Annotated in this window: 16 protein-coding genes; 7 read left to right on the forward strand and 9 right to left on the reverse strand. The window is 70.3% G+C overall.

The genetic code is table 11. The annotated features are described in order from the left end of the window. Positions 1-14: 14 nt before the first annotated feature. Genes Tharo_RS04470 through Tharo_RS04480 form a run of 3 tightly spaced genes read left to right on the forward strand, consistent with a single transcriptional unit; the run spans position 15 to position 2,363 of the window. The gene (locus Tharo_RS04470) at positions 15-668 is read left to right on the forward strand and encodes a protein-L-isoaspartate O-methyltransferase family protein (protein ID WP_107220164.1); all 654 of its coding nucleotides are present in this window, start codon (positions 15-17) and stop codon (positions 666-668) included. 15 nt (positions 669-683) lie between these two features. After that, positions 684-1,007 (forward strand): rhodanese-like domain-containing protein, encoded by a 324-nt coding sequence (locus tag Tharo_RS04475; protein WP_107220165.1) that lies wholly within the window; start codon positions 684-686, stop codon positions 1,005-1,007. Between the two features lie 30 nt (positions 1,008-1,037). Then, on the forward strand, positions 1,038-2,363 hold the full coding sequence (locus tag Tharo_RS04480) for a TolC family outer membrane protein (RefSeq protein WP_107220166.1): 1,326 nt from the start codon (positions 1,038-1,040) through the stop codon (positions 2,361-2,363). A gap of 34 nt (positions 2,364-2,397) precedes the next feature. On the opposite strand, the gene waaA is transcribed toward Tharo_RS04480, so the two are convergent. Beyond that, positions 2,398-3,699, reverse strand: coding sequence for a lipid IV(A) 3-deoxy-D-manno-octulosonic acid transferase (gene waaA, locus Tharo_RS04485; protein WP_107220167.1), 1,302 nt, complete (start codon positions 3,697-3,699; stop codon positions 2,398-2,400). Between the two features lie 280 nt (positions 3,700-3,979). On the opposite strand from waaA, the gene Tharo_RS04490 reads away from it, so the two are divergent. Continuing rightward, positions 3,980-4,777 carry a symmetrical bis(5'-nucleosyl)-tetraphosphatase gene (locus tag Tharo_RS04490; RefSeq protein ID WP_107220168.1) on the forward strand — a complete coding sequence of 266 codons (798 nt, stop codon included), beginning with the start codon at positions 3,980-3,982 and terminating at the stop codon, positions 4,775-4,777. Here the strand turns inward: Tharo_RS04490 and Tharo_RS04495 are convergent. After that, positions 4,728-5,525 (reverse strand): lysophospholipid acyltransferase family protein, encoded by a 798-nt coding sequence (locus tag Tharo_RS04495; protein WP_107222304.1) that lies wholly within the window; start codon positions 5,523-5,525, stop codon positions 4,728-4,730. The two genes, Tharo_RS04490 and Tharo_RS04495, sit on opposite strands and share 50 nt — an antisense overlap. A gap of 134 nt (positions 5,526-5,659) precedes the next feature. Next, positions 5,660-6,439, reverse strand: coding sequence for a GNAT family N-acetyltransferase (locus tag Tharo_RS04500; protein WP_107220169.1), 780 nt, complete (start codon positions 6,437-6,439; stop codon positions 5,660-5,662). Positions 6,440-6,596: 157 nt separating this feature from the next. Between Tharo_RS04500 and Tharo_RS04505 the strand changes: the two genes are divergently transcribed. Together Tharo_RS04505 and Tharo_RS04510 are read left to right on the forward strand one after the other, a co-directional pair. Continuing rightward, positions 6,597-7,532 (forward strand): carbohydrate kinase family protein, encoded by a 936-nt coding sequence (locus Tharo_RS04505; protein ID WP_107220170.1) that lies wholly within the window; start codon positions 6,597-6,599, stop codon positions 7,530-7,532. Further along, positions 7,526-7,999, forward strand: coding sequence for an outer membrane lipoprotein (locus Tharo_RS04510; RefSeq protein ID WP_107220171.1), 474 nt, complete (start codon positions 7,526-7,528; stop codon positions 7,997-7,999). Before Tharo_RS04505 ends, Tharo_RS04510 begins: the two co-directional genes overlap by 7 nt. Positions 8,000-8,041: 42 nt before the next feature. Here Tharo_RS04510 and Tharo_RS04515 read toward each other — a convergent pair whose 3' ends face one another. The 6 genes from Tharo_RS04515 to Tharo_RS04540 form a co-directional block, all read right to left on the reverse strand. Then, positions 8,042-8,914 (reverse strand): zinc-ribbon and DUF3426 domain-containing protein, encoded by an 873-nt coding sequence (locus Tharo_RS04515; RefSeq protein ID WP_107220172.1) that lies wholly within the window; start codon positions 8,912-8,914, stop codon positions 8,042-8,044. A 7-nt stretch (positions 8,915-8,921) separates the two neighbouring features. Beyond that, positions 8,922-9,824, reverse strand: a complete 903-nt coding sequence (gene prmA, locus Tharo_RS04520) for a 50S ribosomal protein L11 methyltransferase (protein ID WP_107220173.1) — start codon at positions 9,822-9,824, stop codon at positions 8,922-8,924. Positions 9,825-9,827: 3 nt separating this feature from the next. Further along, complete coding sequence (accC, locus tag Tharo_RS04525) at positions 9,828-11,186, reverse strand: acetyl-CoA carboxylase biotin carboxylase subunit (RefSeq protein WP_107220174.1); 1,359 nt, start codon at positions 11,184-11,186, stop codon at positions 9,828-9,830. A 7-nt stretch (positions 11,187-11,193) separates the two neighbouring features. Further along, positions 11,194-11,646 carry an acetyl-CoA carboxylase biotin carboxyl carrier protein gene (gene accB, locus Tharo_RS04530; protein ID WP_107220175.1) on the reverse strand — a complete coding sequence of 151 codons (453 nt, stop codon included), beginning with the start codon at positions 11,644-11,646 and terminating at the stop codon, positions 11,194-11,196. Positions 11,647-12,008: 362 nt separating this feature from the next. After that, complete coding sequence (locus Tharo_RS04535) at positions 12,009-12,560, reverse strand: TlpA family protein disulfide reductase (protein WP_107220176.1); 552 nt, start codon at positions 12,558-12,560, stop codon at positions 12,009-12,011. Next, positions 12,557-13,177, reverse strand: a complete 621-nt coding sequence (locus Tharo_RS04540) for a hypothetical protein (protein ID WP_107222305.1) — start codon at positions 13,175-13,177, stop codon at positions 12,557-12,559. Before Tharo_RS04540 ends, Tharo_RS04535 begins: the two co-directional genes overlap by 4 nt. An 82-nt stretch (positions 13,178-13,259) precedes the next feature. Between Tharo_RS04540 and mpl the strand changes: the two genes are divergently transcribed. Then, complete coding sequence (mpl, locus tag Tharo_RS04545; RefSeq protein WP_107220177.1) at positions 13,260-14,633, forward strand: UDP-N-acetylmuramate:L-alanyl-gamma-D-glutamyl-meso-diaminopimelate ligase; 1,374 nt, start codon at positions 13,260-13,262, stop codon at positions 14,631-14,633. Positions 14,634-14,657 lie beyond the last annotated feature (24 nt).

Genomic DNA, 14,657 nt, shown 5'->3' on the forward strand with positions numbered 1-14,657 from the left:
TTCAGGAGCCCCTGATGAACTTCGAGAAAGCGCGCTTCAACATGGTCGAGCAGCAGATCCGCCCCTGGGAGGTGCTGGATCAAAACGTGCTCGACCTCCTGATGACGGTCCGGCGCGAGGAATTCGTCCCCGCCAGCCACCGCGAACTGGCCTTCGCCGAGGTCGAGATTCCGATCGGCTGCGGCCAAGTGATGCTGAAGCCGGTGATCGAAGGCAAGATCATGCAGGCCCTGCGGATCGAAAAGACCGACTCGGTGCTCGAAATCGGCGCCGGCTCGGGTTACTTCGCCGCGCTGCTGGCGGCGCGTGCCGAATGGGTGCGCACGGTCGAAATCGAGAGTGCGCTGGTCAGGCTGGCGAGCGAGAACCTCGCCCGCAACGGCGTCGACAACGTGGTCGTGGTGCAGGGCGACGGCGTCGACGGCTGGGCCGAACGCGCCCCTTACGACGTCATCGTGGTGTCGGGCGGCCTGCCCTTCGTGCCCCAGGCCCTGCTCGAACAGCTCAAGGTCGGCGGCCGCCTGTTCGCCTTCGTCGGCGAAGCGCCGGTGATGAAGGCGCGCCTGATCACCTGCGAGGCCGAAGGCCGTTTCCGTACCGAAGACCTCTTCGAGACCGTGGTGCCGATGCTGAAGAACGCGCCGCACCAGGACCCCTTCCGTTTCTGAGACCGCCCCGCCGCCATGCGCCAGATCAGTCCTGCCGAACTTGCCCAGCGCCTGAGCGACCCCCAGCAGGCCAAACCCTTGCTGCTCGACGTGCGCGAGCCGTGGGAGTTCGAGATCTGCCACATCGCGGACTCGCTGCCGATGCCGATGGCCAGCGTGCCGGCGCGCTTCGGCGAGCTCGAGCGCACACGCGAAACCGTGGTCGTCTGCCATCACGGCGTGCGCAGCGCGCAGGTGTGCCGCTTCCTCGCCCACCAGGGCTTCACCCAGGTCGTCAATCTGGCCGGCGGCGTCGCCGGCTGGACGGCGCAGGTTGATCCGACGATGGCGCGCTACTGAAGAAGGCGGCCCAAAACCGTGGAGAGTGCGATGAAGCGAATCGTGGCCGTTTCGGTCTATGTCTCGGCCTGCATCGCAGGCCTGTTTCCGAACGGCGCAGCGGCGGCCGACCTGATCGAGGTCTATCGCGATGCGCTCGCCAACGATGCGAAATTCTCCGCGGCGCGCGCCGAATTCGACGCCGGGCGGGAAAAATCGGTGCAGGGGCGCTCCGGCCTGCTGCCGCAGATCGGGCTGGCCGCGGACACGACCTGGAACGACGCCGAAACCCGCTCGGCGACGGCCGCGCCGCTGCCCGCGCGCAGCTACAACAGCAACGGTTATCGGGTGCAGCTGACCCAGCCGCTGCTGCGCTGGCAGAACTGGGTCCAGTTCAAGCAGGGCGAATTGCAGAGCGCGCTGGCCGAGACCCGCTTCGGCACCGCGCGTCAGGAGCTCGTGCTGCGCGTGGCCGACGCCTACTTCGAAGTCCTCAATGCCCAGGACACGCTCGCCGCGGTCGGCCAGTTGCGCACCGCCGCCGCCGAGCAGCTCGAACTGGCGAAGACCAGCTTCGAAGTCGGCACCGTCACCATCACCGACGTGCATGAGGCGCAGTCGCGCTTCGACCTGGCTTCGGCGCAGGAAATCGCCGCGCAGAACCAGCTCGAAGTTGCCCGCCACAGCCTGGCGCAGATCATCGGCAAGGACCCCGAGGCGCTCGCCGGTCTGCGCGAAGGCGTCCACCTCCAGCGCCCGCAGCCCGACCGCATCGTCGACTGGGTCGCTGCCGCCGAGACCGGCAGCCTCGGCGTGCAGGCCCAGCAGCTCACGCGCGAGATCGCCGCGCGCGAAGTCGAGCGCGCCCGCGCCGGCCACCTGCCGACGCTGGACCTGGTCGCCACCCACGGCGTCAGCAACCGCCCGCAGGCTTCGATCGAGCGCTCCGAAGCCACCACCGTCGGCCTTCAGCTCAACCTCCCGCTGTATGCCGGCGGGCGCGTGTCTTCGCTCTCCCGCGAAGCCGCCGCGCTGCGCGTCAAGGCCGACGCCGAACTCGAGGACGCCCGCCGCAGCGCCGCGCTCGCGGCCCGCGAATCGTGGCTGGGGCTGACCAGCGGCATGGCGCAGGTGAAGGCGCTCGAAGCCGCGCGCGTCTCCTCCGCTTCCGCGCTCGAAGCCAACAAGCTCGGCTACGAAGTCGGGGTGCGCATCAACATCGACGTCCTCAACGCCCAGACCCAGCTTGCCGACACCTTGCAGCGGCTCTCCCGCGCCCGCTACGACACCCTGCTCGCCCAGCTGCGGCTGAAGGCCGCGGCGGGCACCCTGGGCGAGGACGACGTGGCCGCGATCAACGCCCTGCTCGCACCCTGAGCGCCGCTCCGGCCCCTGAACCTTGCGCCGGCTCCTATGCCCGTTTTTGCGCCGGCCCCGGCGGCGAAACCCGTCCGCTCGGGTGCAGGCCTTCGAGCAGCGCCACCGTGCGCGCGGTGGCGCCCTGGTGAGTGGTGGCGAAGGCGCGCCCGGCGGCGGCGATGTGCTCCCGCCGCGCGGGGTCGGCGAGCAGCTCGACGGCCGTGCGCACGCCGGCATCGGCATCGGCGGCGCGCAGTGCGGCGCCGGCGCGCACCGCCTCTTCGGCGACCGCCATGAAGTTGAAGGTGTGCGGACCGAGGACGACGGGGGTGCCGACCGCACAGGCCTCGATCAGGTTCTGGCCGCCGAAGGGCAGCCAGCTGCCACCGATCAGCGCAACCTCGGCGCAGCCGTAGTAGGCGAACATCTCGCCCATCGAATCGCCCAGCAGCACCCGGGTATCGGCGTCGACCGGGGCTTCGGCGCTGCGCCGCTGCAGCTTCAGCCCCCGCGCGGCGGCGAGCGCGGCGACTTCATCGAAGCGCTGCGGATGGCGCGGCACCAGCAGGAGCAAGGTCGCGGTGCCGGCATGGCGGGCGAAGGCCGCCAGCAGCAGGGCCTCTTCGCCTTCGCGGGTGCTCGCCGCCAACAGCACCGGGCGCGCGCCGATGCGGGTGCGGAAGGCCTCGGCCAGCGCCAGCGCGGCGTCCGGCGGCGCGATGTCGAACTTGATGTTGCCGGTTACGGTGACCCGGCGCGCGCCGAGCTGGGTCAGGCGGGCGGCATCGGCCGCGGTCTGCGCCCCGATCGCGGTGAGCCCCTTCATCGTCAGCGCGGTGAGCGCGGGCAGGCGCGCATAGCGGCGCGCCGAGCGTTCGGACAGGCGGGCATTGGCGAGCAGCACCGGAATGTCGCGGCGGCGGCAGGCGGCGAGCAGGTTCGGCCACAGCTCGGTTTCCATCACCACGCCGAAGACCGGGCGGAAACGGCGCAGGAAGGCATGCGCGAAGCAGCCCAGGTCGTAGGGCAGGTAGGTGCGCAGCACGCGCGACTCGCCCTTGAACAGCGCCTTCGAGGTGTCGCGCCCGGTCGGCGTCATGTGGGTCAGCACCACGGTGTGGTCCGGCCAGCGCTGCAGCAGCGCGCGCACCAGCGGCTCGGCCGCCCGCGTCTCGCCCACCGACACCGCATGCACCCAGATCACCGCCGCCGGCGCCCGTACCCGGTAGCGCCCGAAACGCTCGCCGAGGTGCCTGAGGTAGGCCGGCTGGCGCCGCGCCCGCCACAGCAGGCGCAGCAGCACAAAAGGCAGGGCGACGATCCACAGCAGGGTGTAGGGCAGGCGGGTGAGCATCGGGGGCGGCGAGGGGACGAGCGTGCAAGTATAAGCAGTCGCTTCGGCGAAGTTCACCACCGGAGCGGAATGTGTGCGACCGCGTGCGATAATTCGCGCTCCCGTGTATCGCTCCTCCACCTTTTTTCTCCATGCCTTCCGCTTATTTTGCTGCCGGGTCCGTTTTCGGATCCAGCTTTGCCGGGATGCCTGCCCTCGGAGATGCGGCGCTTCGGCACCCGCTCGCCGCGACCGGGGAGCGCCGGACTTTGCCTGCCGCTTGCGGGCGGGGTGACTGACGATGGCCACTTACGCAATCGGCGACATCCAGGGCTGCTACGCGCCGCTGGCGCAGATGCTGGAGCGGGTGTGCTTCGACCCCGCGGCCGACCGCCTGTGGGTGGTGGGCGATCTGGTCAACCGCGGGCCGGATTCGCTGCGCGTGTTGCGCACCCTGCGCGGGCTGGGCAGCGCGGCGACGATCGTGCTCGGCAATCACGACCTCTATCTGCTGATGGTGGCGGCTGGGTTGAAGCGGCGCCTCGGCGACGACACCCTGTTCCAGGTGCTGGAGGCGCCGGATCGCGACGAGCTGCTCGACTGGCTGGCGCGGCGGCCGCTGCTGCAGGTGGAGGGCGAATACGTGCTGGTCCACGCCGGGCTGCTGCCGCAGTGGTCGGTGGCACACGCGCAGCTGCTCGCCGACGAAGTGGGTGCGGCGCTGGCCGGGCCGCAGGCGCGCGAGTTCCTGCGGAATCTGGTCGGCGATCGGCCGGCGCGCTGGAAGGAAGGGCTGAAAGGCTGGGGCCGGCTGCGGGTGATCGTCAATGCGCTGACCCGGCTGCGCTTTTGCAGCGCCGACGGGCGCATGGACTTGAGCGCCAAAGGAGCGCCGGACAAGGCGCCGCCGGGCACCTTGCCGTGGTTCCGGGTGCCCGGCCGGCTCAGCCGCACCCACACCGTGGTCTGCGGACACTGGTCGGCGCTGGGGTTCTATCGCGAGCCCGGCCTGATCGCGCTCGATTCGGGCTGCGTGTGGGGCGGCAAGCTCACCGCGCTGCGCATCGAGGACGATGCGGTGTTCCAGGTGCAGGCTTAGGCTCTGCGGTGCTGGCGGCGGCTGGCGCCAGGCGGCTGGCCGCGAGGACCCAGTCGCGGGCGCACTGGGCCAGGATGCGGCGGTCGATTCCGTCTGCGGTCGGGTGCGGGGGGGCGATGCGGATGCGGACGATGCTGCGGCGGGTGGCGATGATGTTGGCGACGCATTGCCCGAGGCTGAGGTCTCCGTCGTAGGCCGGGGCGCGGTTGTGGCCGCGGTCCGTGTTCAGGTAGCGCAGCGCGAGCGGCTGCACCGGGCGCCCGCAGGCGATCGCCGGCTGCAGCAGGGCGGCATGGAAGTGGAGCACTTCGGTGCCGTCGGTGGTCGTGCCTTCGGGAAAGATCGCAACGTTGCCGCCGGCCTCGAGCCGTGCAGCGGTTTCGGCGTTGACGATGCGGGCGTGGCCGCGGCTGCCGCGGCGCAGGAAGATGGTGTCGTTCTTCGCCGCGAGCCAGCCGATCAGCGGCCAGGCGCGTACTTCGGCCTTTGACACGAAGGCGGCCGGAGCGAGGGCGTTGATGGCGAAGATATCCACCCACGAGATGTGGTTCGCCACCAGCAGGCAGCCGGGGGTGATGCGTTCGCCTTCGGCCTCCAGGTCGATGCCGAGGATGCGCAGCAGGGCGCGCGACCAGCGCCGACGCAGGGCGCGGTGGGTGTCGCGGCGGGTGAACGGATAGACCAGCGCGACCGTCGCCACTCCGTACAGGAGGTGCAGGCCGAGGCGCAGGTAGCGCCAGGCGCGCAGCGCGGCCGGCGTGGCGGCGCGGTCGGCCGTGGTGCCGGGCAGGGGAGCGGCGCTCCCGCTGCTCCAGGCGCCTTGTCCGGTGCGCGGCACGGGGGCGCAGGAGGTGCCGGGGGCGGTGGGGGCGGCGGGCTTGTTCAGTCTTGGCGTCCCAGAAAGTGGCGGGCGTAGCGGCCGTCGACCTGGTTCATCGGCATCAGGATCGGCAGGTCGGCGGTGTTGAAGTCGGGGTCCCACGCCGGTTCGCCGCAGATCCACGCGCCAGCGCGCAGGTAGCCCTTGATCAGCGCCGGCAGTTCGGTGGCGAGGTTGCCGCGCAGGGCGTCGAGCGGCAGCGGACAGCGCGGGAAGACGTGGTATTCGAGCGGCGCCAGGTGCTCGGCGCGGAGGCGATTATACAGGCTGGCCGCAGCGTGGCCGCCGTCGGCCATCGACACCGAGGCGCAGCCGATCAGGTATTCATAGCCGTTTTCCTGCATGTAGCGTGCCAGCCCCGACCACAGCAGGGCGATCACCGCACCGCTGCGGTAGTTGGCGTCGATGCAGGCGCGGCCGATTTCGACCAGCCGGTGGCGCAGGTGGTGCAGGCGGGTGAGGTCGAATTCGTTCTCGGAATAATAGCCGCCGACCTTGCGTGCGGCGCTCGGCGCGAGGATGCGATAGGTGCCGACGATGCGGCCGGCGTCCTCATCGCGCACGATCAGGTGCTCGCAGAACGGGTCGTAGAGGTCGCGATCGACGCCCGGGCTGCGGGTCGGCAGGCGTGCGCCCATCTCGTCGGCGAAGACCCGGTAGCGCAGCTTCTGTGCTTCGAGGATTTCGGTTTCGCAGCCGGCGAGGCCGACGTGCAGGTTGCGCGCCTTGCGCGGAGCGCAGTTCCGGTCGGGCTCGAGGCGATGGGAGCGGGGTTGGAGCATGGTGTGGTTCCGTCCTGTTCGGGTGGAGCCATTCTCGAAACCCGGCGTTGCGGGGCGGTGACGCCGCGGTTACGGGCCGGTGACGGGCGAACGCGCCTCCGGCGCCGGGGGCGGTCCGTATAATGCGGACTTCTTTCCTCCCGGCCGTCTTTCCTCCATGTCCATCCTCGTCTGCGGATCGGTCGCCTACGACTCGATCATGGTCTTCCAGGACCGCTTCAAGAATCACATCCTGCCCGAGCAGATCCACATCCTGAACGTGTCCTTCCTCGTTCCCGATCTGCGCCGCGAGTTCGGCGGCTGCGCCGGCAACATCGCCTACGGGCTGAAGCTGCTCGGCGCCGATCCGCTGGTGGTGGCGACCGTGGGCGAGGATGCGGGGCCTTACCGCGCCCGCTTCGAGGCCCTCGGCCTGCGCCAGGACTACGTGCGCGAAGTGCCCGGCACGTTCACCGCCCAGGCTTTCATCACCACCGACCTCGACGACAACCAGATCACCGCCTTTCACCCCGGGGCGATGTTCCATTCCCACCTCAATGACGTGCGCGAGGCGCGCGGGGCGGAGCTGGGCATCGTCTCGCCCGACGGCGCCGACGGCATGCTGCGCCACGCCGCCGGCTTTGCCGAGGCGGGGGTGCCGTTCGTGTTCGACCCCGGCCAGGCGCTGCCCATCCTCGGTAGCGAAGCGTTACTGAATTGCCTGCAGCAGGCGCGCTACTGTACGGTCAATGACTACGAGGCCCGCCTGATGTGCGACAAGATCGGGCGCAGCGAAGCCGAGCTGGCGCGCGAAGTCGAGGCCCTGGTGGTGACGCTGGGCGCGGAGGGCGCGCGCATCCATTGCCGCGGCGAACGATTTACGGTGCCCGCGGTGCAGGCCGACGCGCTCGTCGATCCCACCGGTTGCGGCGATGCCTACCGCGCCGGGCTGCTGTACGGGTTGGCCGCAGGATGGGAGATGCGCACTTGCGCCCGCCTCGCGGCGGTGATGGGCGCGATCAAGATCGCGCACCGCGGCGGGCAGAACTATCGGCCGGCACGCGCCGAAATCGCGGCGCGCTTTGAAACGGCATTCGGAGAACAACCATGGTGAAGCAAGGCGGAATCCAGTTGCGCGCGCTGGCGGGGGCGCTGGTCGCCGCGCTGGTGCTCGGCGGCTGTGCCGAGGGGCTGGGCGGGGGAACCTACGCGCGCACCGAGGCGCGGCGGGCGATGACGGTGCAGTTCGGCACGATCGAGTCGGTACGCGGAGTGCAGCTCGAAGGCACGAAGACGCCGGTCGGCTCGTTAGCCGGCGCGGCGGTCGGCGGCATCGCCGGCAGCTCGGTCGGCGGCGGCCGCGGCGCGGCGGTGGCGACGGTGATCGGTGCCGTCGCCGGCGGGCTGGCCGGTTCTGCGATCGAGGAAGGCACGACCCGCACGGCGGGCACCGAAGTGACGGTGCGCCTGGACAATGGGCAGTTCCTCGCCGTGGTGCAGGCCGATGAAGGCGAAGGCTTCCGTCCCGGCGAGCGCGTCCGCGTGCTGCGCGATGCCGGCACCACGCGGGTGACGCGCTGAGACCGGAGGGCGTCGCGGATTTTTCGGCGACGGAAAAAGGGATCAGGGGTAGAAGACGTAGAGCCGGTAGCCGACCGGCGCCATTTCCGGCGTGGAAAAGGGCAGGCGGATGCCGAGGGCGCTGCGCCCCGGGAAGGCTTCGGCCGGATGGCCGGGGGGCAGCCAGTCGCGGGGGGATAGCACCCGCCGCGCCAGTGCCCGGTCGGCGGTGTCGTTCAGGGTCAGCTCCAGGTGGGGCCACTCCTGCGCGTGGTCGGCGCGGTTGTTGATCGTCGCGTACAGCACGAATTCGCCCGGCCGGCCGGGCTCTTCCTGCAGTTCGGTGGCTTCGATGGTGATCCGCTGCGCATCCCGCGGATAGGGAAGCGTGCACCCGACACGGGCGCAGGCGCTTGCCAGCAGCGGGCGCAGCCCGGGCAGGTCGCGGGCGATTTCGGCACGGAACAGGTACAGCAGCTGGGTGCACAGGGTGCCGGTCAGCAGGACCAGCACCAAGGTGGTGGCGATGCGCACGAGCGGCGACGGGCGCTGCGGGCGGGCGCGAGCACCGGGTTGCGGGCGAGGGGGCTCCGGGAGGATGGGCCGTTCCGCGGGCGAGGGCGGTGGTTCGGGTTCGGGCTGCAGGGCGTGCTGCGCGGACTGTGGGCCGGAGCGCGGACCGGAGAGCGGGCTCGCCGGGTCCGAAGCAGGGCGCGAAGCCGGCTCCGCTGCCGCTGCGGGTGCCGGCGGATGCCGGCGGCGGCGCAACACCTCGGGAGCCTCGGCCACGTCCGCCGTGTCCGGCGTGATTTCATGCGCGGCGGCGTCGAAGGGTCGCAGGCAGCGCCCGCAACGCACCTTCCCGCCCTGCGCATGGAGCTGCTCCGGGCGCAGCCGGAACACCGTCTGGCAGGCGGGGCAGCGGGTGAGTGTCATATCAGCGTCATGGCCCGGGGCGCTGTCCTTCGAGCCGGACCCAGCCGTCCAGACGGGCGCCGACCTGCAGCGCGATGAACGGCGCCCAGGCTTCGATGACCTGATCGGCCTGGGTTTCGAGCACACCCGATAGCGCCACTTGCCCGCCGCCGGCGACGCGCGCCGCGATTGCCGGGGCGAGCACGCACAGCGGATTGGTCAGGATGTTCGCCACCACCCGGTCGAAGGTTTCTTCGACCGCGACGGCGGAGTGCTGCAGGCGCAGGCGCACGCCGTTGCGTGCGGCGTTGTCGCGCGCGGCTTCCACCGCTTTCTCGTCGATGTCGACGCCGAGCACGTCGGCGGCGCCCAGCCGCGCCGCGGCGATGCCGAGGATGCCCGAGCCGCAGCCGTAGTCGAGCACGCTGCACCCGGGGCGCATGGTGTCGCACAGCCACTCCAGGCACAGCCGGGTGGTCGGGTGCGAGCCGGTGCCGAACGCCATCCCGGGGTCGAGTTCGATGTTGATCGCGCCGGGGTCGGGCGCTTCGTGCCACGAGGGCACGATCCACAGCCGCGCGGTGATGCGGATCGGGTCGAACTGGCTCTGCGTGAGCTGCACCCAGTTCTGTTCGGCGACTTCTGCGGTGGTGAACGGTGGCACGGCATCGAGCCCGGCGGCGTGCGCGGCCGCGGCGAGCATCGCCCCGAGTTCGGCGCTGCCGGTGTCACCGTCGAACAGGGCGATGACCCGGCTATGCTCCCACAGCGCGCTGGGCAGGTGACCGGGCTCGCCGAATTGCGGGGTTTCGGCGGCGGTGCCGGCGTCGGCGTCCTCGATCGACACCGACAGCGCGCCGGCCTCCATCAGGGCGTCCGACAGCGCTTCCGCGCGCGCCGCATCGGCCTGCAGGGTGACCGAGATCCACATCGTTCAGCCCTTCACTTCGCTCTGGTCGGCGAGCTTGTGCTCGAGGTAGTGGATGCTGGTGCCGCCTTCGATGAAGTGCGGGTCGAGCATCAGCGTCTGGTGCAGCGGGATGTTGGTCTTGATCCCTTCGACCATCATTTCCGACAGCGCGATGCGCATGCGGCGGATCGCCTGGTCGCGGGTGTCGCCGTAGGCGATCAGCTTGCCGATCATCGAGTCGTAGTGCGGCGGCACGGTGTAGCCGTTGTACACGTGGGAGTCGACGCGGATGCCGGGGCCGCCGGGGGTGTGCCAGTTGCCGATGCGCCCGGGCGAGGGGGTGAACTTGAACGGGTCTTCGGCGTTGATCCGGCATTCGATCGAGTGGCCGCGGAATTCGATGTCGCGCTGGCGGAACCACAGCTTCTCGCCGGCGGCGATGCGGATCTGGGCCTGGACGATGTCGATGCCGGTGATCAGTTCGGTGACCGGGTGCTCGACCTGGACGCGGGTGTTCATCTCGATGAAGTAGAACTCGCCGTTCTCGTACAGGAACTCGAAGGTGCCGGCGCCACGGTAGCCGATCGTGCGGCAGGCTTCGGCGCAGCGTTCGCCGATGCTGGCGATCAGCTTGCGGTCGATGCCCGGCGCCGGCGCTTCCTCGATCACTTTCTGGTGGCGGCGCTGCATCGAGCAGTCGCGTTCGCCCAGATACACCGCGTTGCCGTGCTGGTCGGCGAGGACCTGGATCTCGATATGGCGCGGGTTCTCGAGGAACTTCTCCATGTACACCACGGGGTTGCCGAACGCCGCCTGGGCTTCGGCGCGGGTGGTGGCGACGGCGTTGAGGAGCGCCGCCTCGGTGTGCACCACGCGCATCCCGCGCCCGCCGCCGCCGCCGGCGGCCTTGATGATCACCGGATAGCCGACGGCGCGCGCGATCTTGATGATCTCCTTCGAGTCTTCGGGCAGGGCGCCGCCGGAACCGGGCACGCAGGGGACGCCGGCGGCCTTCATCGCGTCCTTGGCCGAGACCTTGTCGCCCATCAGGCGGATGGTCTCGGGGCGCGGGCCGATGAAGACGAAGCCGGACTGCTCGACGCGCTCGGCGAAGTCGGCGTTCTCCGAGAGGAAGCCGTAGCCGGGGTGGATCGCTTCGGCGTCGGTGACTTCGGCCGCCGAAATGATCGCCGGCACGTTGAGATAGCTCAGGCTGGAAGGGGCGGGGCCGATGCACACCGACTCGTCGGCGAGGCGCACGTACTTGGCGTCGGTGTCGGCCTCGGAATGCACGGCGACGGTCTTGATGCCGAGTTCGCGGCAGGCGCGCAGGATGCGCAGGGCGATCTCGCCGCGGTTGGCGATGAGGATCTTCTCGAACATGGCGCGCTCAGCCGATGACGAACAGGGGTTGGCCGTATTCGACCGGTTCGCCGTTGTCGACGAGGATGGCCTTGACCACGCCACTGACGTCGGCCTCGATCTCGTTCATCAGCTTCATCGCTTCGATGATGCACAGGCGGTCGCCGGCCGAGACGCTCTGGCCGACATCGGTCAGCGGCTTCGCGCCGGGGGCGCTGGCGCGGTAGAAGGTGCCGACCATCGGTGACTTGACCACATGCCCTTCGGGCAGGAGGTCGTCGCTGTCGGCGACCGGGGCCACGAGCGTGGCGCTGACGGTGGCTGCCGGCGCGGGGGCCGGCATCTGCGCGTAGTAGGCGCCGGGCGCCGCTGCCGGGTGCTTGGCGATGCGGACTTTTTCTTCGCCCTCGGTGACTTCCAGTTCGGAAATGCCCGACTCCTGGACGAGGTCGATGAGTTTCTTCAGCTTGCGCAGATCCATGATTTTCTCCGGACAGGACAGCGCCGCCTGGACGGCGGTCGCGGTCGGGGATGGCTAGTGTTCTGGGTGCCGTCGGCGGGCGACGGTACGAAGGCGCGCGGCGGGCAGCTGGCAAGGCCGTGGCGGCCGGGCGCTGCCGGTGGGGCGAGAGGGGCGCGCGCCTCGCATGGGGCCTGCACCATGGCCCGGGATCGGGGTGGATCCGTCGGGCAAAACTACCGAAAAACCTTTTTCGGCGCGGTTCGGGCGCGCTTTGAGGGTGGCTTCAGGTAGGCAGGTTGGGCGCTTCATGCCGGCAAGTTTGCCGCAATTGACGGCACGTTGTCCACTTTTGGCGCATTTTGTGCGCGGATTCGGAGGACTCAGGACGGCAGCAGTGCGCGGATTTTGCGCTCGAGTTCGTCGCGGTGCAAGGTGCCGAGCTTGGTGTGGCGCACTTTGCCTTCGCGGTCGATGATGACCGTAAACGGCAGCGCGTGCGCGCTGTTGCCGAGCCCGGCGGCGAGTTCGAGCAGCTCGGGGCCGGCGATCAGCAGCGGGTAGGGCACCTGGAATTCTTCGTCGAAGGCGCGCACCTTCGCGGCGGTGTCCACGCTGATGCCGACGAACTGCACCGGATGTTCGGCCAGGGCCTGGCTGACGGCGGCGAAGTCGGGGATTTCCTTGCGGCAGGGCGGGCACCAGGTGGCCCAGAAGTTGGCCACGATCACCTTGCCGCGCCACTGCGCGACGGCCTGCTCAACGCCGGATTCGTCGGGCAGGCGCAGATTCAGCAGGCGGTCGACGGCAGCGGCGGAAACACTCTCCATGGCGGGAGGAGGGGCGCTGCGCCGGTCACCGCTGGCGAGATAGCCGGCGACCCCGGCGGCGCCGGCGACGGCTGCGATCAGGACCAACTGGAGGCTGCGCTTCATGGGGTTCCGTCCCTTGCGCCGGTGAGGCCGGCTGCGGTCCCGAGCAGGGCTTCGACCTGGGGCAGGCGGGCCCGCTCCTGACTGCGGCGCCCGCCGCGTTCGGCCGCCGAAGGGTAGATCGAGACTTTGACCGGGACGTCCTTCCAGTCGAAGCTGAGGACGGCCTCGGGTGTGTGCGGCGCGGGGCGGCGCGGTTCGCGGTGCTCGTAGGGGAAGTCCTGGTTGAGGAAGAAGATTTCGACGTCCTTGGTGCTTTCCGGGAACAGCTCGATCTCCAGTTCCGAATAGCGCCCGGCGGTGCCGTCGAGCGCGCCGCCGGTGAGGTAGGGGTGGAAGTCGGCGAGCAGGCGCATGACTTCGACCGCCGCGCTGCGCATCTCGAACAGGCGCTCGGGCTGCTCCTCGTCCTGGTACAGCGCCTGCCAGGCGCGCAGCTCGGTTTCGATTTCGGCGTTGTTGGGCAGGGCGTCGGCGTCGGTGGCGCCGAGCCGCTTCGCTGCCTTGCGCTTGGCGAAGCCGAAGTCGCCGATGCCGTCTTCGGCCATCATGCGGGCGGCGAGGGCGGCGATTTCGCGGCGCAGGCCGGTGCTGCGGGAGGAGTGGGCGTGTGAGGCCATGATCGCGCTCGGGTAAAATGCGCGGCCATTGTACACGGGCCGGTTTCATCCGGATGACGGCCCCCTCGGAGCCCAGCGTCTCATGCACATCCACATCCTCGGCATCTGCGGCACCTTCATGGGCGGGGTCGCCCTGCTCGCGCGCGCCGCCGGCCACACCGTGACCGGTTGCGACGCCAACGTCTATCCGCCGATGAGCACCCAGCTCGAGGAGCAGGGCATCGGCCTGATCGAGGGCTACGATGCCGCCCAGCTCGGGTTGGGCGCCGACGTGTTCGTGGTCGGCAACGCGGTGGCGCGCGGCAACCCGCTGCTCGAAGCGATCCTCGACCGCGGCCTGCCTTATGTCTCCGGGCCGCAGTGGCTGGCCGAACACGTGCTCGCCGGGCGCTGGGTGCTGGCGGTGGCGGGCACCCACGGCAAGACGACGACGACTTCGCTGCTGGCCTGGATGCTGGAGGAGGCCGGCCTCGCTCCCGGCTTTCTGGTCGGCGGCGTGCCGCAGAACTTCGGCGTGTCGGCGCGCCTGACCGAATCGCCGTTCTTCGTCATCGAGGCCGACGAGTACGACACCGCGTTCTGCGACAAGCGCTCGAAGTTTGTCCACTACCGGCCGCGGACCGCGATCCTGAACAACCTCGAATTCGACCACGCGGACATTTTCGCCGATCTGGCAGCGATCGAGACCCAGTTCCACCACCTCGTGCGCACCATCCCGGCGAGCGGGCGGATCGTCGCCAACGCCCGCGAGGACAGCCTGAAACGGGTGATCGGGCGCGGCTGCTGGTCCGAGCTGGAGTGGTTCAACGACGACGCGCAGTGGTCGGCGGAGGCCGGCGCGGACGATGCGCAGGCGCGGTTCCGGCTCGCCGGCGCCGAACTGGGGCGGGCGCGGATGCCGCTGGCGGGCAGCCACAACCGCGAGAACGCGCTCGCCGCGATCGCCGCCGCGCGCCACGTCGGCGTCACCCCGGCGCAGGCGATCGCCAGCCTGGCGAGTTTTCGCGGTATCCGGCGGCGGCTCGAACTGCGCGGCACGGTCAACGGGGTGAGCGTCTACGACGACTTCGCCCACCACCCGACGGCGATCGCGCTGACCGTCGACGGCCTGCGCGATCGCCAGAAGCAGGGGCGGATCCTGGCCGTGCTCGAGCCGCGTTCGAACACGATGAAGCTCGGGGTGATGAAGGCGCGGCTGGCGGCCAGCCTGGCGGGGGCGGATGCGGTGTTCTGCTATACCTCGGGTCTGGGCTGGGATGCCGGCGAGGCCTTGGCGCCGCTGGGGGCGCGGGCGCACTGCCACGATGCGCTCGACGCCTTGGTGGCCGACGTGGTGGCGGCGGCGCGCCCGGGCGACCAGGTGCTGGTGATGAGTAACGGCGGCTTTGGCGGCGTGCACCAGCGCCTGCTCGCGGCGCTGGCCGGGGGGGAGGCGGGGGCCCCGGCCGCGCAGTGAGCGCAAGCGGCCCGCTGCGCCCGG

The organism is Thauera aromatica K172 (assembly GCF_003030465.1).
Classification (GTDB): domain Bacteria; phylum Pseudomonadota; class Gammaproteobacteria; order Burkholderiales; family Rhodocyclaceae; genus Thauera; species Thauera aromatica.

Excerpts from the sequence above, each read along its gene's own strand:
- Tharo_RS04510 (WP_107220171.1), top strand. The coding sequence starts at position 7,526 with ATGGTGAAGCAAGGCGGAATCCAGTTGCGCGCGCTGGCGGGGGCGCTG.
- Tharo_RS04500 (WP_107220169.1), bottom strand. The coding sequence starts at position 6,439 with ATGCTCCAACCCCGCTCCCATCGCCTCGAGCCCGACCGGAACTGCGCT.
- Tharo_RS04505 (WP_107220170.1), top strand. The coding sequence starts at position 6,597 with ATGTCCATCCTCGTCTGCGGATCGGTCGCCTACGACTCGATCATGGTC.
- accB (WP_107220175.1), bottom strand. The coding sequence starts at position 11,646 with ATGGATCTGCGCAAGCTGAAGAAACTCATCGACCTCGTCCAGGAGTCG.
- Tharo_RS04475 (WP_107220165.1), top strand. The coding sequence starts at position 684 with ATGCGCCAGATCAGTCCTGCCGAACTTGCCCAGCGCCTGAGCGACCCC.
- Tharo_RS04515 (WP_107220172.1), bottom strand. The coding sequence starts at position 8,914 with ATGACACTCACCCGCTGCCCCGCCTGCCAGACGGTGTTCCGGCTGCGC.
- prmA (WP_107220173.1), bottom strand. The coding sequence starts at position 9,824 with ATGTGGATCTCGGTCACCCTGCAGGCCGATGCGGCGCGCGCGGAAGCG.
- Tharo_RS04490 (WP_107220168.1), top strand. The coding sequence starts at position 3,980 with ATGGCCACTTACGCAATCGGCGACATCCAGGGCTGCTACGCGCCGCTG.
- Tharo_RS04470 (WP_107220164.1), top strand. The coding sequence starts at position 15 with ATGAACTTCGAGAAAGCGCGCTTCAACATGGTCGAGCAGCAGATCCGC.
- Tharo_RS04540 (WP_107222305.1), bottom strand. The coding sequence starts at position 13,177 with ATGGCCTCACACGCCCACTCCTCCCGCAGCACCGGCCTGCGCCGCGAA.
- Tharo_RS04480 (WP_107220166.1), top strand. The coding sequence starts at position 1,038 with ATGAAGCGAATCGTGGCCGTTTCGGTCTATGTCTCGGCCTGCATCGCA.
- accC (WP_107220174.1), bottom strand. The coding sequence starts at position 11,186 with ATGTTCGAGAAGATCCTCATCGCCAACCGCGGCGAGATCGCCCTGCGC.
- Tharo_RS04535 (WP_107220176.1), bottom strand. The coding sequence starts at position 12,560 with ATGAAGCGCAGCCTCCAGTTGGTCCTGATCGCAGCCGTCGCCGGCGCC.
- waaA (WP_107220167.1), bottom strand. The coding sequence starts at position 3,699 with ATGCTCACCCGCCTGCCCTACACCCTGCTGTGGATCGTCGCCCTGCCT.
- mpl (WP_107220177.1), top strand. The coding sequence starts at position 13,260 with ATGCACATCCACATCCTCGGCATCTGCGGCACCTTCATGGGCGGGGTC.